21 protein-coding genes are annotated in these 23727 nt (G+C 42.9%); 3 read left to right on the forward strand and 18 right to left on the reverse strand.

Annotation, left to right across the window (positions count from 1 at the left end):
- Window positions 1-61: 61 nt before the first annotated feature.
- From L0B18_RS08560 to L0B18_RS08630, 15 genes are all read right to left on the reverse strand, one after another.
- Window positions 62-844, reverse strand: coding sequence for a uracil-DNA glycosylase (locus tag L0B18_RS08560; protein ID WP_234571314.1), 783 nt, complete (start codon window positions 842-844; stop codon window positions 62-64).
- Between the two features lie 256 nt (window positions 845-1100).
- Window positions 1101-4475: a DUF4175 family protein gene (locus L0B18_RS08565; RefSeq protein ID WP_234571316.1), complete on the reverse strand. Its 3375-nt coding sequence runs from the start codon at window positions 4473-4475 to the stop codon at window positions 1101-1103.
- A 113-nt stretch (window positions 4476-4588) separates the two neighbouring features.
- Entirely contained in the window at window positions 4589-5470 is an 882-nt protein-coding gene (locus L0B18_RS08570) for an MBL fold metallo-hydrolase (protein WP_234571318.1), read from the reverse strand.
- Window positions 5471-5682: 212 nt separating this feature from the next.
- The gene (locus L0B18_RS08575; protein WP_234571320.1) at window positions 5683-5991 is read right to left on the reverse strand and encodes a cytochrome C oxidase subunit IV family protein; all 309 of its coding nucleotides are present in this window, start codon (window positions 5989-5991) and stop codon (window positions 5683-5685) included.
- A 19-nt stretch (window positions 5992-6010) separates the two neighbouring features.
- A complete protein-coding gene (locus L0B18_RS08580) occupies window positions 6011-6670 on the reverse strand; it encodes a cytochrome c oxidase subunit 3 family protein (RefSeq protein WP_234571321.1) in 660 nt (219 codons plus the stop codon).
- Between the two features lie 18 nt (window positions 6671-6688).
- Window positions 6689-8428 carry a cytochrome c oxidase subunit I gene (gene ctaD / locus L0B18_RS08585; protein WP_234571323.1) on the reverse strand — a complete coding sequence of 580 codons (1740 nt, stop codon included), beginning with the start codon at window positions 8426-8428 and terminating at the stop codon, window positions 6689-6691.
- A 4-nt stretch (window positions 8429-8432) separates the two neighbouring features.
- On the reverse strand, window positions 8433-9374 hold the full coding sequence (coxB, locus tag L0B18_RS08590) for a cytochrome c oxidase subunit II (RefSeq protein WP_234571325.1): 942 nt from the start codon (window positions 9372-9374) through the stop codon (window positions 8433-8435).
- Entirely contained in the window at window positions 9371-10207 is an 837-nt protein-coding gene (locus L0B18_RS08595) for an SCO family protein (protein ID WP_234571327.1), read from the reverse strand. The genes coxB and L0B18_RS08595 overlap by 4 nt, the downstream gene beginning before the upstream one ends.
- A gap of 15 nt (window positions 10208-10222) precedes the next feature.
- The gene (locus L0B18_RS08600) at window positions 10223-10732 is read right to left on the reverse strand and encodes a transposase (RefSeq protein ID WP_234571329.1); all 510 of its coding nucleotides are present in this window, start codon (window positions 10730-10732) and stop codon (window positions 10223-10225) included.
- Window positions 10733-10753: 21 nt separating this feature from the next.
- Window positions 10754-11953, reverse strand: a complete 1200-nt coding sequence (locus tag L0B18_RS08605) for a hypothetical protein (RefSeq protein WP_234571331.1) — start codon at window positions 11951-11953, stop codon at window positions 10754-10756.
- A gap of 24 nt (window positions 11954-11977) precedes the next feature.
- Window positions 11978-12976 (reverse strand): c-type cytochrome, encoded by a 999-nt coding sequence (locus L0B18_RS08610; protein ID WP_234571332.1) that lies wholly within the window; start codon window positions 12974-12976, stop codon window positions 11978-11980.
- Window positions 12977-12986: 10 nt separating this feature from the next.
- A complete protein-coding gene (locus L0B18_RS08615) occupies window positions 12987-13538 on the reverse strand; it encodes a DUF3341 domain-containing protein (protein ID WP_234571334.1) in 552 nt (183 codons plus the stop codon).
- Window positions 13539-13545: 7 nt separating this feature from the next.
- Window positions 13546-14976 (reverse strand): NrfD/PsrC family molybdoenzyme membrane anchor subunit, encoded by a 1431-nt coding sequence (gene nrfD, locus L0B18_RS08620; RefSeq protein WP_234571337.1) that lies wholly within the window; start codon window positions 14974-14976, stop codon window positions 13546-13548.
- Between the two features lie 5 nt (window positions 14977-14981).
- A complete protein-coding gene (locus tag L0B18_RS08625) occupies window positions 14982-18050 on the reverse strand; it encodes a TAT-variant-translocated molybdopterin oxidoreductase (protein WP_234571339.1) in 3069 nt (1022 codons plus the stop codon).
- 55 nt (window positions 18051-18105) lie between these two features.
- The gene (locus L0B18_RS08630; RefSeq protein WP_234571341.1) at window positions 18106-18750 is read right to left on the reverse strand and encodes a cytochrome c3 family protein; all 645 of its coding nucleotides are present in this window, start codon (window positions 18748-18750) and stop codon (window positions 18106-18108) included.
- Between the two features lie 445 nt (window positions 18751-19195).
- On the opposite strand from L0B18_RS08630, the gene L0B18_RS08635 reads away from it, so the two are divergent.
- Window positions 19196-19765 (forward strand): DUF420 domain-containing protein, encoded by a 570-nt coding sequence (locus L0B18_RS08635; protein ID WP_234571343.1) that lies wholly within the window; start codon window positions 19196-19198, stop codon window positions 19763-19765.
- Between the two features lie 75 nt (window positions 19766-19840).
- Here the strand turns inward: L0B18_RS08635 and L0B18_RS08640 are convergent, their stop codons facing one another.
- Window positions 19841-20548 carry a metal-dependent hydrolase gene (locus tag L0B18_RS08640; RefSeq protein ID WP_234571346.1) on the reverse strand — a complete coding sequence of 236 codons (708 nt, stop codon included), beginning with the start codon at window positions 20546-20548 and terminating at the stop codon, window positions 19841-19843.
- A gap of 175 nt (window positions 20549-20723) precedes the next feature.
- On the opposite strand from L0B18_RS08640, the gene L0B18_RS08645 reads away from it, so the two are divergent.
- Window positions 20724-21401: an L-threonylcarbamoyladenylate synthase gene (locus tag L0B18_RS08645; RefSeq protein WP_234571348.1), complete on the forward strand. Its 678-nt coding sequence runs from the start codon at window positions 20724-20726 to the stop codon at window positions 21399-21401.
- Here the strand turns inward: L0B18_RS08645 and mtnA are convergent, their stop codons facing one another.
- A complete protein-coding gene (gene mtnA, locus L0B18_RS08650) occupies window positions 21402-22454 on the reverse strand; it encodes an S-methyl-5-thioribose-1-phosphate isomerase (RefSeq protein ID WP_234571349.1) in 1053 nt (350 codons plus the stop codon).
- Between the two features lie 237 nt (window positions 22455-22691).
- On the opposite strand from mtnA, the gene L0B18_RS08655 reads away from it, so the two are divergent.
- On the forward strand, window positions 22692-22898 hold the full coding sequence (locus L0B18_RS08655) for a YgaP family membrane protein (RefSeq protein WP_234571350.1): 207 nt from the start codon (window positions 22692-22694) through the stop codon (window positions 22896-22898).
- A gap of 129 nt (window positions 22899-23027) precedes the next feature.
- Here the strand turns inward: L0B18_RS08655 and L0B18_RS08660 are convergent, their stop codons facing one another.
- Entirely contained in the window at window positions 23028-23630 is a 603-nt protein-coding gene (locus L0B18_RS08660; RefSeq protein ID WP_234571351.1) for a DUF1801 domain-containing protein, read from the reverse strand.
- Window positions 23631-23727: the final 97 nt, after the last annotated feature.

Here is a 23727-nt window from a genome sequence, read left to right on the forward strand (position 1 = left end):
AATTCAGAGATCAGAAGTACACTTCTTCATTCAGATGCTCGAAAATCTGCATTTTGACTTCCTACGGCTTCCCGCCTAATGCGTCATATTTTTCCCGAACTTTCTGAACATCTTCCCATGTCGGCCGTTTCCATTGTGGATTTCGGAGAAGAGCGGCAGGGTGATACGTAACGGTCAACTCAGCACCATGAAACGGGTAAAATTGTCCGCGCAGATTTCGCAGCGATTCTTCTTTTTTGAGAAGCGTCGTTCCAGAAACTCTGCCGACACAAAGAATCACTTTGGGCTGAATGAGTTCAATCTGACGAAGCAGATAGGGGAGACTCCGAAGCCGCTCATCGGGATTGGGATTTCGGTTTCCCGGCGGACGATGTTTGAGAATATTGGCGATATATACATCTTTCCGTTCAAAGTTGATGGCTTTCAAAATCTTATTCAAAAGCTGACCGGCAGCACCAACAAACGGTTCTCTCTGGCGATCTTCTTCCTGTCCCGGTGCTTCGCCAATAATCATCAAATCCGCATTGGGATTTCCCACACCAAAAACGAGGTTGGTATTTTCAAGATCGGTTTTGAGTTCCTCGGCATCTTCGCACAATTCTCTTAATTCCTCAAGGGTAGAACAGGCTTCCAGCTTTTCTTCAAGGCTCATCGGTTGACTCTCTTTTTCTGCATGATACACTTCGGTTTCTTCCTGAACAGCAGGTTCAGGCAATTCCTGTTCTTTTAGTTCATCGTGAATATCAGGTTCCGATTCTGATAATGTAAACGGTCCATACACCTCTTCCTCATATTCCAGAAAATGGAGGATATCTTCGTAAAGTTCTTGTTCTTTATCGCTCATGTTGATTGGTTTTAGAAGAAGGTAATTGGTGGGGGAGATGGAATCAAGTTTTGCCCACTCCCTTTTGCCCCATCCCTATTCCGTAAAAGAACGGAACAAGGAAGGGGAGAAAAGAAGTTTCATTTCTGAAGATAGCGCGAGCGTCTCGCTCGTGCCTGGAAAAAGGGCACAAATAAGGATGTTTGCGCCATCAGGTTACTTCAAAGTCCCTCCTTGTCCGTCAGCCGACGGATAGGAAGGGGTTGGGGTGGGTTGCTTAAGGCAACGATTCTTGTTCTAATCTTCTCAATCGTTCAAAATACTGTTCTATCAGCCTCTGATATTTTTCAGAAAAACGTGTAAAATTCGGATCCTGCATTCGGGCACGAATTTCCTGCTGAAGCTCTTCCAGGGTTATATCAGGCGGAAGAATCCGGTCAAATTCGGATCGGGTGGTTCCTTCGCGTTCATCTTCCTCACCACGTTGCTGCATCGACTCTTCCGCACTAAGCATTCGGGATAAAATGTTTTGCTGTCGTTCAATCATGAGCGGATCGGTTACGCCACCACGCATGTCATTAATGGAATCCTCCATATCTTCCATCATGCGCTGCAACTCACTCAGCATGCGATCGCCTTGTTGTAAGGCTCCATTTCGTTGCAACTCTTCAAGCTGCTTGCGAATTTCGTTTTGCTGTCTGGCCATCTGGTTCAGGCGTTCCGACTGTTCCCGGGACAAGCGATCTCCCTGCGCGTCATTGATCATCTGTTGGAGCTGCTGATTTAGCTGCTGCTGATTACCGGACATATTTTGCAACTGCTGAATCATTTGCTGCATGGTCATCCCTTTGCCCATTCCGCCACCACCTTGCTGATTCATTAGTTGATCGAGCAACGAGGCAACCATTGAGGTCAGGTCATTAATCCCCCCCAAAGCTTCTCGTGATGCAACGGTAGATCCACGCTGACTTCTATCCACCATTTGATCCATGGTTTGATTGAGCCTTCGTTCCACATCCTCTTTCTTTCGGTTGATTTGATTGGGAATCCCGGGCAATTCCGCCGAAACTTCAAAAAGGGTATCGGCAACGGCAGAAAACTGATCATTTACATTCTGTTGAACTCTTGCCAAATCCACATAACCCTGACTACGGCTTCGGGTGTCTGCCACACTTTGAGCCAGATATTCTTCCATTTCTGAAAGTTCAAGTAATGTGTAAAGCGAGCGTTGTAAGGCCAAGATGTTTACCTGGATTTGCTGCCCGCTCATTTGTTGCATGGCTGAGCGGAATTTTTCAGCCTCTTTCTTCAGATTTTCGCTGATTTGCTGCTGCTGTTGCTGCATCTGTTCGCTTGGAGAGTTTTCTCCCTGCTCGCTTTCACTTTCTCCCTGTTCCTGAAGCTGGTTCATCTCCTGGCGTGTGGAGTCAAGTTGTTGTTGAGAACTCTCCTTAAGCTCCCTGAGTCGCTCTTCTGAATTTTTTGGAGGATTGGTATCGAGTTGTTCCAGTTGTTCCTCAATAGATTGCAGGTCTTCCCGTACAGTTTCCATTTCATTGGAGAGTTGTTCCAGAGAACTTCCCTCTTCCGGCTTCATCCGTTCAGCCATATCCTCATACTGTTGCGCCAGCTTGTCCAGATCGCTATTCATCTTTAGCCGCTTGAACAACTCAACGGTTCGTTGAAGCCGTTCACGATATAGATTTTCGTTGAATGATACATTCTCCATTGCCTGTTCAACTTCCTGTGGAGAAAGGTTTTCGAGTGCTCTTTGGAGTTCTTCCATAGCTTCGCGGAGAGAGGGATCGTCCAGCTCTTCCATCAATTGCTGGAGTTCGCGGTATGACTGTTGCGTCTCTTCAGAAACGCGATTGCTCTGTTCCATTTCATTTCGCAACTGCTGGAATTTCTCATTCAGGTTTTGCACTGTTTCATCAATCTGCTGCTGGCGTTCCTGAACTTCCTCAAGCATCTGTTGTTCTTCAAACCCGCCCTCAGGATTTTGCCGGAGTTTATCCAAAAATTCCTGGTACTCTCTTTCGATAGTTTCGAACTGATCCGATACTTCCTCAAGCTCACTTTGCACATCCTGTTCGCGGTCATCCAGTTCATCGAAATATTCGGTGAGTGATGGAATCTGTAACACTACTTTTTCAGACTCGCTCATTTTTGAACCGGCAATTTGATCATTATCCCAAACGCGAATGCTGAATGTGAGTTCATCACGAGGCCGCAAATCGAAATTCTCCAAATTCCATTGATACCGCGTTACTTTTCCATTGCCGGGACGAGATAGCCGAATGGACCCGGTTTCCGGTTCTTCCGTGAAAGCACGCGTATGGCTCCAGGTTAAATCGGCCCGTGACAAGCCAAAATCGTCAGTTGCCTGGTAAATAAGCTGCAATTCCGAAGGCTCGGTTTGCATCACGGTTCCGGTTGGTTCCTGAATCACAATGACCGGGTACTGGTCTTCCCTGATATTTAATATGGTTCGAAACGGATTTCTGTTTTTCAGGCCTTCCTGGTCAGTCATCGCGAAGGTAAGTGTGTCTGTCTTTTCCGGGTTGATGGAAATCTCGAATTGATTATCAACGGTATCGGATCGTTGTAAATCCAAAGTTTCTTCGGCCTGATTCAACCGTACAAATTGAACAGGTTTATTGGTAATTCCCCGGAAGATGAGTTCCGATCCGGGATACATCGGAATTTCTGAAAACGGATATTCGTATTCGCTGACCGGTAGTCCGGTGTAGGAGGGAGGTGTAACCGTTGCGGTTAACTGATCAAAACGCGGCTGTAGCTGAACATCAATCGTAAACTCCTCGCTTTGAAATCCATCCATGGTTACCCGATAGGTAATATCGTTGGTCAGTTCAATTTCGGATGACCGGAAAGTTCCCTCTTCTGCCGCCTGCATTTGTCTCTGGCGATAGTTTTCCTCAACATTGGTTTTAAATTCCAGGACAGATTCACTCGGATAGCTTCCATTTTGATATTGAATCCCAACGGTTATTGCCGATCCATGTTCGATGGTTGTATCGGCCGGATGGACGGTAAACGTAAACGGATTGGGCTGATCATAACCATTCCAAAAGTGAAGAGCCCGAACACTTTCGTTCGGGAGAGAAAGAGCCACAATTACGGCTAAGATCAACGACAGACCGCAGGCAATGGAACTGAATGTTGCTCCTTTTGAAATTTTGGATTGATCAATATAATCTTGAAGATCAGAAGAGAGTTTTTGAGTTTTTACATCTTTCAGATTTGCATGAATGGCCGCCGTATAAAACCTGGATTTTTTTTGATTGTCATCCAGATAAAGGTCAATCGCACTTAAAACTTCTTCCTGTCCGCGTTTGGTAAAGAAATCTTCATAAAAAGAACGGAAAGAATCAGTCTTGTATGAATTGGAAAGCTTTATAACGGCACCAACCGCTCCAATCAAAAACAAAAGAAGTACACCGGATTTGACCCATGCCGGGAAATAGAAACTGCCTTCAAAAAGAATCAGAATAGAAACTGAAGCCACCAGAACGGCGATAAATACTGCAATTTTTGCAATACTTTTTTTGCCGTCCAGATGTTGATGGTACTTCTTAAGGAGAGAGACCACCTCACGGGCTTTCGATTCTGATGGATCGTTTTTTTGCATTATAGATTTAAATCTGAATGAACCTGCTAAGGATCGGCAGTGTTAATTGGCACTGGTTAAAGATAGAATCAGCCGGAAATTCCATACATGTGGCTAACGGACAAAATGTAATTTTATGAGATTTCAGCAAGTGAAAGTGTATTTTTTAACATAAATTTTCCATTCTCCTTTTGCACGGTAACCACTTCGTGATCAGCATCGTGTTCCAAAAAGAGATGCCAATTTTCGTCCGCTGCCTGGTTTAAGAACGCCTCTTTTTCCTCTAACGTTTGAATCGGTTTCATATCATACCCCATAACCCATGGAAGCGGAATGTGGGTGAATGTGGGAATCAGATCGGCGGCATACACAAGGATTGTCTCGCCATTCCTTAGAACAGGAAGTTGTTGTCCGGTGGTATGGCCATTCATGATTAGAGTGTCAAGATTGGTTTCAAACTCATGATAATCATCAACCAAATTCAGGCGGCCGCTGTTTTTAATCGGATCGAGATTTTCGGGAAAAAAGCTTGCTTTTTCACGGGCGTTGGGATGGTTTGCCGTTTCCCAATGCCGTTTGTTTACATGATAGGTGGCCTTCGGGAAAACTTCAGAAATTTTTCCCTGTTCATTATACGTTGTTGTGCCACCGCAATGATCAAAATGGAGATGTGTGAAAATGATATCGGTAATATCAGCAGGTTCAAATCCACAATTTTTGAGGGATGAAATCAAGTCACTGTGGTCGTAATCAAGATCGTAAATGGAAGCCATTTTATCGTTGAATTTATCACCGCTTCCATTATCAACAAGATAGGCTTTATCTGTTTTTTTTGATTTGATCAGGAGACATCGCATTCCCATTAAGATACGGTTTTTATCATCCGCGGGGATCTGCTTGCTCCAGAGCGTTTTTGGAACCACTCCAAACATGGCTCCGCCGTCTAATCTAAATCGTCCTGCTTCGATGGGGTAAAGCTCAAAGTTTCCAAACTCAACCGGTTTTACATCAGCCATAATTCTTTATCACGTACTTGTTGATGGTTAACTCCTTAACGCAACAAAATACAAAATAATAAATTGGAGACGAGCCACGAACTCTTAATTATGTGGTTTGAATATTGGCAATGATTTGGCAAAAAAAGAATTAGAATTGATGATCACATCGCGGAAACAAAAAAAGCCGGCTTCATTGAAGCCGGCTTTTGAAATTCTGTGAAATACGTTTCTTAAAAAGCTGGAATAGGGTCTGTTCTGAAAAGTGTATCTAACAAGGTTAGCCCAATCAGAAGCCCGAAAAAGATAAGGGATGTGATGAGCAGCATGCCGTTGAACTTTGAATCCCAATAAAGGTTCATGAAAAATGCGGCTACCAGAGTAGCTTTTACAACTGCAATACTAATTGCCACTACAATATTCCAAGGGGCGGGAAAGTGAATATAGGTTACTGCAACGGTAATCACTGTAAGTATGAAAAGAGCAATCCCAATACCCCATAAGAATTTTGCTGATGAAATGTGATGATCGTGTCCGGACATAGTCAGTAAAGTTTATCGGTTAGTCAATTAAGTATAAAAGTGGGAAGAGGAAAATCCAGATGATATCCACAAGGTGCCAGTATAGGCCGGTGATTTCAACCGGAGTGTAATATCCACTGTGCAAGGCTCCCCGTTTTGCTTTCACAACAAGCCATATCATCAGGCCGATTCCAATGGTAACGTGAAGGCCGTGAACACCTGTCATCATGTAGTAAATACTGAAAAAGATATTCGCTTTTTCGTGTGCAATCCCTTCGTAGGTGTAGTATGAACCGGGATAGATTCCAAGGTGGAATTTATGGCTGTATTCAAAAAACTTAATCACCATAAACACGCAAGCCAAACCGATCGTGATATAAAGGTTGTAAATCAATCCTTTAATCTGATTTAACTGGGCAGAACGGATTGCCATAGCCACTGTCAGCGAACTACCGATGAGTACAACCGTGTTTACACCACCCCAAAGGGTATTTAATTCTTCTGAAGCCATGGTATAGAGTTCGGGATACCAGGATCGGTAAACGATATATGCGGCAAAAAGCCCGCCGAAGAAAAGTATTTCCGTTACAAGAAAGATCCACATTCCCAGTTTTGCCGATTCAAATTGTTGATCGGAATCTATAAAATGGTGTTGCAGATGTTCCGTTCTATGCTCACCTGTTGCAGTAGTTACAGCCATAGTCGTGCGATCTAATATTTATGCTTTTTCTTGTTCAGGTTTGATAACGTCCACCGGCTCGTCTGCATGGTGACCGTTGTGGTGGGGTGTTGCAATCCCAAGTTGAAATTCAGACATGGGTTTGTGGTAATCATAAGGCCCGTTGATAATAACCGGCGTATAATCAAAATTGTGAAGTGGTGCCGGTGATGGTGTTTGCCATTCAAGTGAGCGGCTTCCCCACGGGTTTGCCGGAGCTCTTTCACCTTTTTTGAGTGAGTAAAAGAGATAACCTGCCATCAATAAAAATCCAACGCCCATTGTATAAGCTCCCAAAGTAGAGAACTGGTGGAACGGCTGGAATTGATCGATATAGTTGAAATATCGTCTTGGCATTCCCTGAGCTCCCATCACAAACTGAGGCAGGAATGTCATGTTAAATCCTGCAAACACAATTCCACAGGCAATTTTTGCGAGTCGTTCGTTGTACATTTTACCGAACATTTTTGGCCACCAGTAGTGCAGTCCGGCAAGAAATGCCATTACCATTCCACCCATCATCACATAGTGAAAGTGGGCAACTACGTAGTAGGTATCGTGGAGGTGAACGTCTACGGCAAGGGCTCCCAACATAATGCCGGTAAATCCGCCAATGGTAAACAGGAACAAAAACGACATGACATAAAGCATGGGCGTTTTTAGTTCGATTGAACCTTTGTACATCGTTGCCAGCCAGTTAAAGATTTTAATACCTGTGGGAATTCCTACAAGGAAAGTGAGGAATGAGAATACCATACTGGCAAGGGTTGACTGACCAGAGGTAAACATGTGGTGTCCCCAAACCAGGAATCCGATAAAAGCAATGGCGAGAGATGACAATGCAATGGCCCAGTATCCAAAAATCACTTTCTTTGAAAAGGTGGAGATAACTTCCGACACAATACCAAAGCCGGGAACAATCATAATGTATACAGCCGGGTGAGAGTAGAACCAGAAAAAGTGCTGATACAGAACCGGATCGCCGCCAAGAGCGGGATCAAAAATACCGATTCCCAAAGCCCGTTCCATCGTAAGAAGAAGAAGCGTAATAGCCAGAACAGGAGTAGCAAGAATCTGGATCAAACTGGTAGCGTAGAGTCCCCAAAGATTCAGGGGAAGTTTATCCCACGTAATACCGGGTGAGCGGAGTTTGTGAATGGTTACAATAAAGTTCAATCCTGTCAGGATCGATGAAAATCCAAGAATAAATACCCCGAGTGTCATCATCATAACACTTCCTCCCGTGGTGGTACTGTAGGGAGTGTAGAAGGTCCATCCGGTATCAATTCCGCCGGTGAAAATAGCTGTCAATGTAAACAGAGCACCAATTACATAAATGTAGAAACTGGCGAGGTTTAATCGGGGGAAAGCCACATCCTTTGCTCCCAACTGTAGCGGCAAAATAAAGTTACCTAAAGCAGCGGGTACAGACGGAATCAAAAAGAAGAAAATCATAATGGCGCCGTGCAGTGTAAACACCTGGTTGTACACATCGGCGGTCATGAAATTACGGGCAGGTGTAAGCAGCTCGGTACGAAGAAGGAGAGCTAAAACGCCGCCAACAAAGAAAAACAAGGCAACTGACATGAGGTACATCAGGCCGATCTTCTTGTGATCAACCGTTGTGAGCCATGCCCATAGACCTGTTTCCTGGTTTAAATAATGTTTTTCAGGATATTCTTCCGGCTTGAACCGTTTTACCTGAATCTTTCGGGTGCTAATTGCTTCGTTCGTAGCCATGTACTTATTCTAAGGTTTTAATGTACTCGATAATTGCATTGATCTGATCGTCGTCCAGTGTGCCGGCAAAAGCAGGCATTACCGGTTGAAAGCCTTCATGAATTTTTGCCTGTGGATTGAGAATACTTTCGCGAATGTAGTTTTCGTCAGCAACAACGGTTTCTCCACTTTCAAGTGGCCTTTCAGAGCCAAATAAGCCCTGGAAAGAGGGGGCCTGTAAAATACTTCCGTCGGTTGAATGACATGTTGTACATGCATTTCTTTGCGTAAGTACTTCTCCAAGTTCAACAGGTGGTAAATCGTCATCAGCAGAACCTGCATTTGCAAGCCAGGTTTCGAAATCCTGTTGGGTGTGAACGAAAGCGGTAGCCATCATATTCGAGTGGGCATTTCCACAATATTCTGTACAGAACACAACAGATTCCCCGGTTTCGGTAGCTTCAAACCATAAAGATGTGTACCGGTTTGGAAGAACATCCTGCTTTACGCGGAAATCGGGAATGTAAAGCGAATGAATAACATCCACAGAACTCATAACCAGTTTTACAGGCCGATCTACGGGGACGTGTAATTCACCAACACTTACATGGCCGGTTGGGTAATGAAATTCCCAGAGCCATTTTTTTCCAACAGCACGAATCTCGTAGGAATCATCCGGTGGAGTGGCTTTGTTCATATAGCCTGTATATCCCCAGCCAAATACAATAATTACCAAAATCAGCGGAATAACCGACCAGGTAATTTCAAGCCTGTTATTATGGGTAATAACAGGAGTTACATCGTCTTCTGATTTGCGTCTGTATTTCCATGCAAAAAAGATAATTGCAATGGTGATACCAATCAGGAAAACCAGACTGGTAACATTAATGAAATTGAATAATGCATCCGTTTGTCCTGCCACAGTACTTTTGGCAGGTGGGAGCATAAAATCACTAAGATTATTCATCGATTAATTTCAATTTTTGGTGGTTTGGAAGAGTTCCGCTCGCGCTTCCAGAAAACGCCAAGAAATATACCCAGAATAATTACGGTAGCCAAGCCACCGAGCTTCATTATATTGAGCGCAACGGGTACATAACTTTTGGAATCCGGATCGTAAGTAAAACAGTATAAAACGACTTGATCGACGGTTGAGCCAATGGTTCCGTCGGCAGCTTCGTAGAGTGCATTCCGTAAATCAAATTCACTGAATGTTGCTCCGTAAAGATACCGCACGATTTCGCCCTCCGGGCTGAGCAGCATAATGCTTGCCATGTGAATATATTGGTCTTTGTCTTCGTCGTATTTATAACGAAAACCGATGGCTTCCGTCAATTTATCAATGGATTCTTGAGAACCGGTTAAAAAATGCCAGCCTTGTTCGGCACCGGGCCTGTTTAAATCCGATAAATATTGTTGTTTGCTTTCAGCAGCAATCGCCGGTGTTTCACCGGGATCTATGCTGAAGGATATAATGGTATAATCTGTACCGGGTGTCCATTTCAATTCGTCAGCTACTTCAAAAACTCCATCAAGAACAACACTGCAAAGTACAGGGCATTCATAATACAATGGATTCAGAAGTACAGGTTTTCCTTTTTCAATCAGATCGCCAATGCGAACAGAGTCGCCCTGAGAGTTAACAAAACGGAGATCCAGGGGAATGGTATCTCCAAGATTCTCATCAACGCCAATCTCATCGAGAATGGCAGGCTTACCCTGGTTTAACTGTGCATGTGAACTATCAAAAAGAAAAAACACTGAAAGGTACGCCAGTATGCTCAGTGTCAGTTTTCTCATATTTGATAAAAAACGCTATTCATTTGCAATCTGTGTGATTGCACTATCTATTGGGATTCTGTAAATACCCGCTTCGGCATCTACAACACCAAAGGAATTGAGCGTTTCCTGTTCATTAAGCTTCATTTCGTCAATTTCGTAGAATTGGCTTTGCTCAGATCGAAGAATGGTGGCCGAGGATTCGGTATAATTATGTATAAACATAATAGACTGGATAATGACCAACATCATAACAATTCCAAAAACGGACCAGAACATTAATCGTTTATAGTTGAGCCGGTCAAAATTGGCTCCATAATTTACAGACTCTATAAACTCCTCTGTAGCTTCCAGGGAAACGTCTTCTTCCTTGGTAACAGTTGCAACGTCGCTGACGTCGGTTTCGCGTATCCAATTTCTAATTTCTTCTTCAGAAACACCATGTTTTTCAGAAAGCTTTGTGATGGCATCTTCGCCACCGGAGGCTGCCTCTAAAGCAATCTGCTTTTTTTCTTCATCAGTAAATGTTTTTTGCTGCTTACTCATACTGGTAAAATTTACAAATGATTATTGATGATACGTTTTGTGAAGTGAATCCGAAAGTTTGGGATCGTTCACCGGAACCATGTTGTGTTTCTTGAACCGTTGGAAAAAGAGTCCCATAAAAATGCCGCCGAGACCGATCAATGTGGCAAAATCAAGCCAGCTAAAAGAAATTCCGTGTTGGTGCAGTGTTGGCATCGCAATCCAGTACAATTCGAGGAAATGCATGACAATTACAAGTACGGATATACCGATTAATATTTTGTGATTGTGTTTGGTATCGCGGTTTAACAGAACAATAAACGGAATGGCAAACCGGCAGATAATCAAAGCATAGCTGATGTAAGCCCAGCTTCCTTCAAGCCTGTGATAAAACCAAAGAGTTTCTTCCGGAATGTTTGCGTAATAAATCAAAAGTAACTGGCTGAATGCGATATATGCGTAGAAAACAGTGAATCCAAAGAACCAGGCTCCAAGATCGTAAATGTGGGATTTTTGGATGGTATTTTCGAGAATACCTTTTCTGTGCATCCAGAAAATAAAAAGAATTAAAATAGGGAAGAGTGCCTGGAAGCTCATCGCAAAAAAGTAAACGCCGAACATCGTTGAAAACCAATGTGGATCGAGCGACATCAACCAGTCAAAACTTGCAAATGCAACGGTTAAGGCAAAGGCCAGAATACCGGGTGCACTCAGTTTTTTGAGCAGCTCCGTAAGGCCCCAGTCATTCGTTCTGTCCATCTTCACAGATACCTGATGCAGTTTATAACCCAGGAATCCCCAAACAGCGAAGTAGATAAACTGTCGAATAACAAAAAACGAGGTGTTTAAATACGCTGTTTTTTGGGATAAAATAGGATCATGTGCAACGGCATCAACATGTGTCCAGTGGTAGAGGCTATGCATTCCCAAAAGTACAGGGATAACAAAGATGGACCAAATCCAGAGGTTTGAAGCAAAGGATTCAGGAATTCTGCGGATCACCGTTCCCCAGGATGATCGGGTAATATGATGAATCATCGTAAGAATGAGGGAAGCAAGTGCAATACTTGTATAGAAGGCAAAACTCGTCAGGTACGAAAAGAAGAACTGCTCTGAGTTCAGAAAATAACCTACGCCACTGGCAATTAAACCAACAATGCCAAACCCATAGAATGTTTTGGAAACGTCCAGGTTTTCCGGGAATTGGATTGAATCAGTAATTTTTGGACTTGTTGAAGCCATTTATTCTAAAATTTTTGATCGAAATTATTCTTCAGATTCAGACTGGTCAGATAATGATTTAATGAATTCGATAAGCGATTCAATTTCGCTGTCGCTCAGATAATCGAACGGCACCATAGAAGGTGCAAACCCTTGAACAATCTGGGAGTTAGGTTCCCGGATAGATTGCCTGATGTAATCCTCGTCTGCAACTACGGTGGAACCATCTTCTAATGGTACATCATGACCAAAAAGATTCTGGAAAGTAGGGCCAACCAATCGTGTTCCGTCGGTTGAGTGACAGGTCTGGCAGGCATTTTGTGTATAAAGTTGTTCTCCTCTTTCAGCAGAAACTTCATCGCTTGCACCGGCGCTTCTTGCTTCTTCAAGGGCTGCCAGCTCTTCTTGTTCGGCCTGGTATTCCTGCTGAAGTTCGGCAAGGTCTACATCAAAACGACCCATTTCAGATTCAGGAACATTCTGACTTCGCTGCAATGCCCGGATATACGCAACAATAGCCCAGCGGTCTTGAACCTTAATCTGGGTAGCGTATGAAGGCATGGTTCGAATTCCGTTTGTAATAGCTGAGAAAAAGTGTCCATCCGGCATTTGGCGAATCAGATCGGTATGGAATGATGGTGCGGGTACATATCCGTATTGACCTGTCATAATAATTCCGCGACCGTTACCTACACCTCCGTGGCAAACGCTGCAATAAATGTCATATCGTTCTTTTCCGCGGTAGATCAGCTCTTTGGTTACTTCAACCGGAATTTCTGCGACCAGATCGCCACTTTCATTTAAACCCCGGTAATAGGCATCGTCTTGTTTAAGCATGCCGCGTGCAATGGTTCCTTCAACCTGGCGTCTCATCGCCATACTGTCTTCAAAAAAGGTATTCACTTCCTGCGCATTATACCGTTCCTGGAAATCCATATTAGGATTTGGGTGAATCGGTGGCTTTTCAGAGATGTGCCCCCGGCAGGAGAGCATAAACAAACCCGATAAAAGAAGGATGCTGATATTTTTCTTCGATAATCTCATAGTTAAGAAACTATTCATCATAAATGGTTTCGATGTTTGTAGCTCCGGCATCTTTGAGGAACTTTGTCACTTTTTCTTCTTCGAACTGTGGATCTTCTGATTCTATGCAAACAAAAAATCCATCATCAGTTGCTCGTTGAAAATTTTCTGAATTAAAAAGAGGATGATTGAATTTTGGCAAGCCATTCAGGAAAAACATTCCGAAAACAGCTCCAAAAGCCGAAAGTAATACGGTGAGCTCAAATGTGACTGGAATCCACGCCGGCACATTCGCCAAAGCCTTACCACTGATATTCATCGGATAGTCGAAAACCATAGTAAAGCTGATTAATGACAGAGCGCCAAGAAAACCGAGCATACCATGACCGAGAACAATCCATCCCAGTTTCGACTTTTTCAGGTTCATTGCCTTGTCGATACCGTGAATGGGAAAGGGGCTGAATGTATCAAAATGCTGATAGCCGCTTTCAACAATAGATTTTGACGCGTCTGTCAATTCCTTTGGATTCCTGAACTCAGCAAGAATACCATAGATCGTCTTTTCTGAATTGTCTTTATTCATGACGTTATCAATTAGTCTGATTTTTGTATGGTTCAGGGACTTCTACCTTCGGTGGTACATATTCACCGTTCTTATCATAATTATGAGGATCTGCCTGTGGCATGACTCCTTTTATTTCAGCAACCGCTACCATCGGCAAGAACCGAAGGAAGAGCAGGAAGAAGGTGAAGAACAAACCGAAGGTTCCAATATATGTTGCCATATCCCAAATAGTGGGAGAGTAGTATCCCCAGGATGAAGGCAGGAAGTCGGTTGAGAGGGATGTAACGGTAATTACAAATCGCTCAAACCACATTCCAATATTCACAATGATTGAGATGACAAACGTAAATGCTACGTTTCGTCGTAATTTCTTAGACCAGAAAAACTGGGGTGAGAATACGTTACAGGCAAACATAATCCAATAAGCCCAGGCATAAGGTCCGGCGGCACGAAGCATAAAAATTGCTTTCTCATATTCTACACCGCTATACCAGGCAATGAATTGCTCCATAATGTAAGCGAAACCGACCATGGTACCGGTAACCAGTATAATCATATTCATCTTTTCCATATGATCGATGGTCATAATATCCTCAAGACCATAGATTTTTCGGCAGATGATCATCAGGGTTAATACCATGGCAAAACCTGAAAAAACAGCTCCGGCAACGAAGTAAGGAGGGAAAATTGTAGTGTGCCAACCAGGAATGATGGACACGGCAAAGTCGAACGATACAATGGTGTGTACCGAAAGTACAAGTGGAGTCGCAAGACCCGCAAGAATCATATAAGCTTTTTCATAATTCCACCAGTGTCGGTTACTTCCTCTCCAGCCGAGGGCAAAGGTTCCATAAGCCATTTTTCCGATTTTGCTTTTGATACGATCTCTGATCGTGGCAAAATCCGGAACAAGGCCTACGTACCAGAATAAAAGCGATACTGTAAAATAGGTTGATACGGCAAACACGTCCCAAAGCAGCGGACTGTTAAAATTAGGCCACATCGACATTTGGTTTGGAATCGGGAATACCCAGTAAATAACCCAGATACGACCTACGTGAATGCCCGGAAATATACCGGCACACATTACGGCAAAAATGGTCATAGCTTCAGCAAAACGGTTAATAGCCGTTCTCCAGCCCTGACGAAACAGGAATAAAATCGCTGAAATCAGTGTTCCGGCGTGACCAATACCCACCCACCATACAAAGTTGATAATTGCCCAACCCCAGCCAACAGGAGCATTAAGTCCCCAAATTCCGGTTCCTTGCCAAATGAGGTAGGCTATTGAAACAAGCAGAAGTAAGAGAAGCATGTTGGCAATGCCGAATGCAATGTACCACCCTTTCGGGGTAGGCCGGACATTAATGTCCGTAATCATTGCAGTTATGTCTTTAAAATCATGATTCCCCTTTATAAGAGCGGGCTCTGGAACGTATTTGTACGTTTTACTCATGTTTACTAATGTTGCGAGTGAGTATCGTTGGTGGTTGTTTCTAATTCGGAATTCGGATTGCTCAGCTTGGCCAGGTAAGAAGTTCTTGGCCGAACATTCATTTCCTCGAGCATTACATAATTTCTGCTATTCATCTTTTGCTGAGAAACTACGCTGTCAGGATCTGTCAAATCGCCAAACGTAATGGCATTAGACGGGCAAGCCTGCTGGCAAGCGGTCTGAAAAGCTCCGTCTTGCGGCCTTGGTGTACCACGTTCAATCTTGGATTTGATTTTAGCCCTGTTAACGCGCTGAACGCAATAGGTACATTTTTCCATCACACCACGGAAACGAACCGTTACATCCGGATTCATTGCCATCTGTATAATTTCAGGATCATCTCCGGTGGTTAAATATTCTTTCGAGTAATTAAAGAAATTGAACCGGCGGACTTTAAATGGGCAGTTATTTGCACAATATCGGGTACCAATACACCGGTTGTATGTCATTTGGTTCATGCCATCTTCACTATGTGTAGTGGCTGCAACCGGACAAACCTGCTCGCAAGGAGCCATTTCGCAGTGCATACATGGTACCGGCTGGTGGTATGCTTCGGGATTTTCCATGTCACCCGCATAATATCGGTCATTTCGAATCCAGTGCATGATTCTTCGCCGGGCTACTTCCCGCTTACCTACAACAGGAATATTGTTCTCAGCCTGGCAGGCAATGGTACAAACTCCGCATCCAAAGCATGAGTTCAGGTCAATAGCCATTCCCCATTGCGGTTCGTGGTTAGGGCCATATTGTTCATTAAAAAGCGAAATTGGCCCTTTTGAATCTCCTTCGTGAGCTGCTTCTTCCAAACCGGGAACTTCATAACCGTGTTGACTTTCATAAGAAGCAAAGTCCGGGTTTTCTCTGTACTGTTCGATAGACGCTTTTCGGATCATGTCCCGCCCTTCGAGGCTTTGATGATCCTGTGTACACGCAATGGTGTATGTAGAACCTGTTGCTTCCACTTCAGCAGCCTGGAAAAACAGATTTGAAGAGGTTCTTAATGGGAAGGTATTAACACCCACTCCATCGGCTACGCGCCCAATATTCTCGCGTCCATATCCTGTTGTAAGTGTAATAGAATCATCGGCATGGCCAGGTTGAACCCACGCTGCAATTTCAATCGCAGTATCTTCATTAACCGAAATTCGAACCATCGGAACTTCGTCACTGCTAAAGCTTCTTTCAGGATCAATTCCTAAACTTTCAGCGGTAGCCGGGCTCATTAGTGCCACATTATCCCACGTTACTTTTGTCATGGAATCTGGTAATTCCTGAAGCCAGCTAATATTGGCAAATCGTCCGTCGAAAAGTTTGCTATCTGGTTTGATAACTATTTCGATACCATCGACCATTTTGCTGCCCTGATCTTCCTGTATGGCCTGTGCAAAATTACCCGTTAATGAAACAGCAACATTGTTGAACCCGCTGTCTGCATCAATACCGTCATGCAGGATCTGTTCCCATTGATCTTCAAAATTTCCGGGAAGCGAGCCTTGCCAGGTTTCTCTGACGAGATCGTAACCAGAGGGTTCTTCTCCGCTGAGAATGGCATCTAATAATTCAATTTCACTGATTCCGCCGAACAAAGGCTGAATTTGAGGTTGAATAATAGAGCGTTGGCCGGAATAAGAGAGGCCGTCACCCCAGGATTCAAGAAAGTGTGCACGATTCACATGCCATGTACACAGGCGTGAAGTTTCGGTCACATAATCAGACAGATGGATCGTGGTATCTGTATTTTCAAGTGCTTCCACGATACCCAAATCAGAAGGAGCTGTATAGGCTACATCGGTTCCAATAAGAACTGCAGTAGAATAAGTTCCTGATTTTAGATCACTAATAGCTGTTGAAAATGCCTCATTTTCATTTCGGTCATTCTGGAATGGCAATTCGTGATACGTTACAGTAGTATCTACATTGCCAAGAGCCGCATTCATAGCTGCAACAGCTGCATGAACGGCCGGTGAATACTGAGAACCAACGGTAAGAACCGAGCTTCCCTGATTATTCAGTAAATCATCAACAAGAGCATTCATCCAATCGCTCTGGCTATAGTCGTTGGAAATACCTCTGAATGCATCCAATCCGCTTACTTGTTGAGACAATCGTCCCGCAAGCGCATAAATAAAAGAAGGGATGTGAGAGGTTTTAACCCGTAACCTGTGATCAGCAAAAGAACCGGTACTTGTGAAACTGTTTTCTACACAGTAAATCCGTGAAATTTCGTCTTCAGGAGAGGTAACCTTACGGGTTTCATTTACATTGTAGACATTCTCAACGCTATTCTTATTGGCATGCGGACTCATGAAGTCATCATCGAGCGAGACAATAATATTTGCGCTTTCAAAATGATTAACTGTTCGCAGCCGCTGTCCAAAAGCGATTTGAGTACCTTCAATCGCATTGTTATCGTTGAATGGTTCAAATGTTACCCATTCGGCATTTGGAAATTGTTCTAAAATCTGTTCCTTCAGCCTTTGATAGGTAGGCGAGGAGTTTGCTTCATCAATAAAAAGAATGGGTTGTTCGCGATCTTCAAAATGTTCTGCCGCAAAAAGTACAAAATCTGCAGTGGTTGAATTTTCTCCATTTAAAATAGGAGAGCGTGAACGATCGGGATCGTATAAACTGAGAATGGCGGCCTGGTGATAAATATTTGTACCGCCGTGGCTGCTGGGATGCTCCTCATTCCCTTCAATTTTTCTGGGACGCCCTTCAATGGTTTCAACTAATAGTCCTGTAACAGCATCCTGAAAAGGCATGGCTGTTGCGTAAAAAAGAGGTTCTCCCAACACAACATCTTCCGGCATTTTCGAAAATGGAAGAATTTTTTGAACCGGTTTACGGCAAGAAGCGAAACCCGCGAGAGCAATAGAAGCGCCCATAACCCGAAGGAAACTTCTTCGGGATACCTGGTCAGTCATTTCTGTGGCATTCTCGGGAAATTCTCGTTCTACATATTTTTGATACTCTTTATTTTGAGCAAGCTCGTTTAAGCTTTTCCAGTATGTAGTTTGATTTGACTGATCACTCATTCTTTACAGAATATTTTGTTTAAAACTCATAATTAATAAGGGAGCGAAACAACGGTTAGTAATGACATCCCTGGCAATACGTAGGAGCACTGATGTTGTGTTTAGCAACCAGCTCAAGTCCAAGTTCAATTTGATTTTCAACACTGTAACCCATCGTGGTTACTTCAGATACGGGACGCAGATGTTGTTCCGGCGCCCGGTGGCAATCGAGGCACCAACCCATACTAAGCGGTTTGGCCTGGAAAACCTGTTCCATTCTGTCGATTCTTCCGTGGCATGATTCACAACCAACTCCAACGTTTACGTGCGCTGCATGATTGAAATAAGCATAATCGGGAAGCATGTGTACCCGTGTCCATTGCATGGGCTCTCCGGTCTCCCAGCTTTCCCGAATGGGCGCAAGATTTTCACTGTCCGTTAAAATCTGGCTGTGACAGTTCATACAAGTTTGTGTTGCAGGGATATTTGCATATCGTGACTCTTCAACCTGAGTGTGGCAGTATTTACAATCCATTCCCAACTGGCCGGCATGAATTTTATGGCTGAACGGAACCGGTTGTTCTGGAGAATAGCCAACGTCTATAAATTCAGGAGAGAAGAAGTACCAAATACAAAAAACGATAGCATTTAAAAATATAATAGAGCCTAAAAGAATTCGTCGGGGTGCTTCGTTTGTCCACTTAGGAAAAATCTGAGCCATAAATGAATTTGGATATAACCTGTTTCAAAAAAATGCTTTGGTATTTAGCGTCAAAAGGTACCGAATATATTCAAATCTGCATACCTGATTTGCACTCAAAATTAATATTTAAAATGAATCTAAATAACCAAAGGTGTTATTGATTAAAACCTCATTGAAAATGCGGCAGTAAGATAGGACACAGAGCAAATAATTGCTCATAAAACAGCAATTTTTTTTGAGTTTTGGTTTGAAAGCGAATGAGGTTTGAATTCGAACATGACTATCACTTTAAAAAATCTTGAATGATAGGTATTTAGCAATTGTAACAAACCGAATGAAATGGAGATAAACAAATGTTTATTTCGGGAATTTTTGATGAACCGATGGAATTATACTCATCAAAAAAGTAATAAAACCGTATTTTTGTGCGTGGAAAATTTTTTAAAATTCTAAAGAAGTTTGAATGAAATCGACATTAGATAAAGAACTAACGGTACAATTTTTAAAAGAAATTAGTGTCAAGAAAGCAATTGCTACCATTTTAGTAGTGAGCCTTGCTGCGTTCCTGTTTTTAATTTACCTGCTTTACTTCAGTGATTCTGCCGGCGCTTCGGAAAGCTGGGTTCGGCAATTGCCGGCTCTTAATGCTTTTTTAAACAGCGTAAGCACTGTTCTGATTCTCTCAGGATACGTGGCTATTCGAAAGAGGAAATACAAGGTTCATATGCGGTTTATGCTTACTGCCTTTATTACATCGAGTTTATTTCTGATTAGTTACCTGGTTTATCATCATTATGCCGGTGATACACCCTTTCCCGGTCAGGGATGGATTCGGCCGGTCTACTTCACCATTCTGATTTCGCACATTATACTCTCAGCATTTGTAGTGCCATTGGTTTTAACGAGTTATTATTTTGCATTCTCAGGCAAGTTTAAGACACATCGAAAAGTTTCGAAGTGGACATTCCCAATCTGGCTCTATGTTTCTATAACAGGAGTTGTGATTTTCTTTTTGTTGAATGCTTATGTATGAAAATAAAAATGGCGCAAGCGAAACGCTTGCGCCATCAAAACAGGTTCGCTGACCTGCAAAAATGATTGGTGTACTCTAATCACCTAAAAATTGTTCACCTGCTTTTGGAATCAGAACTTTTGTATCCGAGTATTCTTTGGTGAACTTTTTGAATTCCTTTGGATCCCCAGTTAAAACCGGAAAGGTTCCATAGTGGATGGGTACGGCAATTTTGGGATTCAGCATCTCGATGCACATCGCCGCTTCCTGAGGCCCCATTGTATAGTAGTCTCCTATGGGGGCAGCTACAACATGTGGTTCATACATTCCCCTGTAAAAATCGAGGTCGGCAAAAATGTTTGTATCTCCCATGTGGTAGAAGCAAATATCATCTTCAAAGGAGATGACAAGTCCGCCAGCTTCACCGGCATATTCGCCCTGATAAGAAGAGCTGTGATTTGCATTGACCAGAGTTACAGAGAAATCATCATAATGAATCGATCCGCCTTTATTAAATTCTACAGCCTGATCTTCAAGCAGCCCATGTTTTTTCAGCAATCCGGACAGTTCCACTTGTGAAACTACTTTACACCCGGTTTTTTTGGCGAGATCAACCGTATCGCCCACATGATCTCCATGCCCGTGTGTTAGAAGTATAAAATCAATATCGTTCGGGTTTTTATGCTCATCTGGCGTAGATGGATTATCCGATAAAAAAGGATCGATATAAATGACCAGTCCTGACGGCGATTCAAGTCGAAAAGCCGAGTGTCCCAGCCACCACGCTTTTATGTTTGTCTTCATCCTGTTCCTCGTATTTATTATTGTTTATTCTCAAAATATGTAACACAAAAATTCTTTGAATCGTTGGAATCGGTTTTTCCATTTTCTTCCAAAAAATGATGCAACTTTTTTCCATTAAAAAGATTTAATTGTAGTAGACGATCATATCCAACAATCATAAATCATGTAATATTTTATGGCAAAACGAATTAAGATTCATCCGGATACCCCTCATCGTGACAAAATTTATGAAATCAGTGATGATTTAAGGAAGGAGGCGGTAGCACTATTACCAACCGACAGCCAATATGCTTTGATTTGTGATTATCAGAATAAAAAGGGGATGGACCGAATCCGTAAGATCCGCCAGATGGGGAAGAAGGATCATCTGACTGTAATGTGCCATTCTCTTGAGCATGTTTCTACTTTTGCCCATTTGAGTGATGACAATTTTAAATTGATAAAGCGCCTTATTCCCGGGCCTTATACGTTTATTCTGCCCGCTACACGCGAAGTGCCGCGGTTATTAACGCATCCCAAGAAACGAACGGTGGGCATACGTGTACCGGAGTATCCAATCTGTCTGGAGTTGATCAAAGAGCTTGGCCGGCCGGTTTTGGCAATCACTGCAAAACTGAAAGGAGTTGAGCATGGACACCCGGAAGATGGAGATCGTGAGCTCTTTTTGAGTCGGTTTGATAAAATTGTGGACGTAATCATTGACAACCAAGAGCCCCTTGTTGCAGACGAAACAACCATTCTGGATCTTACCAATCAGCCATCACAGCTTTTACGTGAAGGCTTGGGGATGGATCGCCTGAATGAAGCTTTGGCCTTGGAAACCCGTGAACTCGAAGGATTTGAAGCCGTTTAATTAGCTCAACAGGCCTTCAAAATTCTTTTTAAAGTCCGGTTTTATCAACCCTTTTTCTGTGATAAAACCTGTTATCAGTTTATTGGGGGTGATGTCAAAGGCGGGATTGTATACATCAATTTTGTCAGGGGCGGTTTGTTTATTGCCGAAATGAGTTACCTCGTCCGGTTCACGCTCTTCAAGTTCAAATTCATCGCCTTTTTCAAGGTTCATATCAACGGTTGAGAGCGGGGCCGCGATATAAAAAGGGATATGATGGGCATTTGCCAAAACGGCCAGGTTGTATGTACCAATTCGGTTGACAGTATCGCCATTTTTCGAAATCCGGTCAGCTCCGGTAATCACCAAATCAATCTTGCCTTCTTTCATAAGGATTGCTGCGGCTGCGTCGACATTCAGGGTGTGCGGAATTTCTGATTTTTTAAGCTCCCATGTTGTCAGCCGGGCACCCTGTAAAAGCGGACGGGTTTCATTTACCCAAACCATTTTCAGTTTCCCGGCATTGTGAGCATGTGAAATTACCGACAATGCCGTTCCGTATTCTCCGGTGGCAAGTCCGCCGGTGTTGTCATGAGTTAGAATACCGGCATTTTTTGGAACTATATCCAGGCCATTCTTCCCAATGGTTTTGCACATCCGGCGATCTTCCTGGTGAATGGTTATAGCTGTATCAAGTACTTTCTCTTTTATAAGATTAATATCTTCTTCTTTGTGTGCAAAAATGGTTTTCAGCACTCTTTGTAATGACCAGGAGAGATTCATTGCGGCAGGCTGGGCCGATTTGATGTAATCTGCAATCCGCTGGCACTCGCTGTGAAAGGTTTGGAATGCTGAATCGGGCAGGTTCAGAACTCCGAAATAAAGCCCATAAGCTCCTGCAATTCCTATTGCCGGGCCTCCGCGGAGTTTTTGTTTCTTGATGGCATCCCATATTTGTCCAACTGAATTCAGATCAATATAAACCTCGCGGTCGGGCAGAAATGTTTGATCGAGTATGGTTAAATGGTCGTCTTCCCATCGAAGAGATTGAAATGATGAATCATCCTGAGACATAGAGCAAATTACTTCCGTTTAAATTGGCGTCCCCTAAACATAAGTAATTCAAAAGAGAGTATAGGAAAAATCCTTACATCAAATTAAGGAGGCACCTTAGAGTACGATCAGGTTTGGTCTCTTCACTCTTCAGCAGAGAAATTTTTACTATTTAAATAGCATTGAGAGAGAAACTTATTGAGAGATTTTAGCGGTACCATAACTTGAGTATTAAAAAAAAGACTTGAGGTGATCGCCATGATTATGAAGAAAAATGTAGGATACTGGGATTCAATAATCAGAACAATAGCAGGTGGGATAATTGTCAGTTTAGGTTTGTTTTATGAGAATTATTGGGGATTGGCAGGCCTGATTTTGATCTTTTCCGGAGTAGTGGAGTTTTGCCCGATTTATCGGCTGCTTCATTTTACTACCATGGATCCCAATCTGGAGAGAGAAAATTAACGAATGTTACTCTCTGGTTTCTTGATACCATTCATATCATAACCTGAGTTCAATCATGGAATAGAAGGGGAGCCGGATTATGTTCGGCTCCCTTTTTAATTTGAACCACTTATTTTGATAAAGTCGTTGCTACCGATATTTGTCGTTCAGCCCAATTCCTTGTCGAATCAAATCAAGCGATTTTTCCAGACGACGTTGCTTGGTGGTATCCCGTTTGGCTGTTTCAATGTGTTCGATGAATTCTTTCTTTTTGTAATCGGGAAACTTATCAAATTCAGTTTTTGCTTTCGGGTCAAGCGAAAGTGCATTTTGAAGCAAATCTGATGAATATTCTTTCTTTTCCGACTTGTCTGGTACCGTTAATTCTCCATTTTCTTCCTGAAACTTCACCGCTTCACGGATCAAATCACTGAGGGCATCTACATTCAAATCTTTGATACTGTGAAGAATATATTTTCTCATGTATTTGGTATCGTCAGAACTTGCTTCCAGCAGATTTTCGGGATCATCAAAGAAAGCGCCTTTATGGAACCATACCGCTGCAAATTTTTTGAATTTTACCGTGGTCATCATAATCCCGTTATACTCGTAGGAAGGAGAACCCCACTTGATGGCTTCTTCTACCTCAGGAACTATTTCAAGAATCATCTCATGGATTTTGGAGAGTATCGGATGAGCAAAAGTACCTTCGGTTGCCGAAATATATTCATCAATAGTTTTTGGTTTCGCCATAGTGTTCTGCCTTGTTAAGATTCGCTGCCGAATCATTCATGCCGATGGTTTATACGGTTTTGAACAGGTAAATAAACATAATTATATGAATGATAGA

Source organism: Rhodohalobacter sp. 614A, from assembly GCF_021462415.1.
Lineage (GTDB): Bacteria > Bacteroidota > Rhodothermia > Balneolales > Balneolaceae > Rhodohalobacter.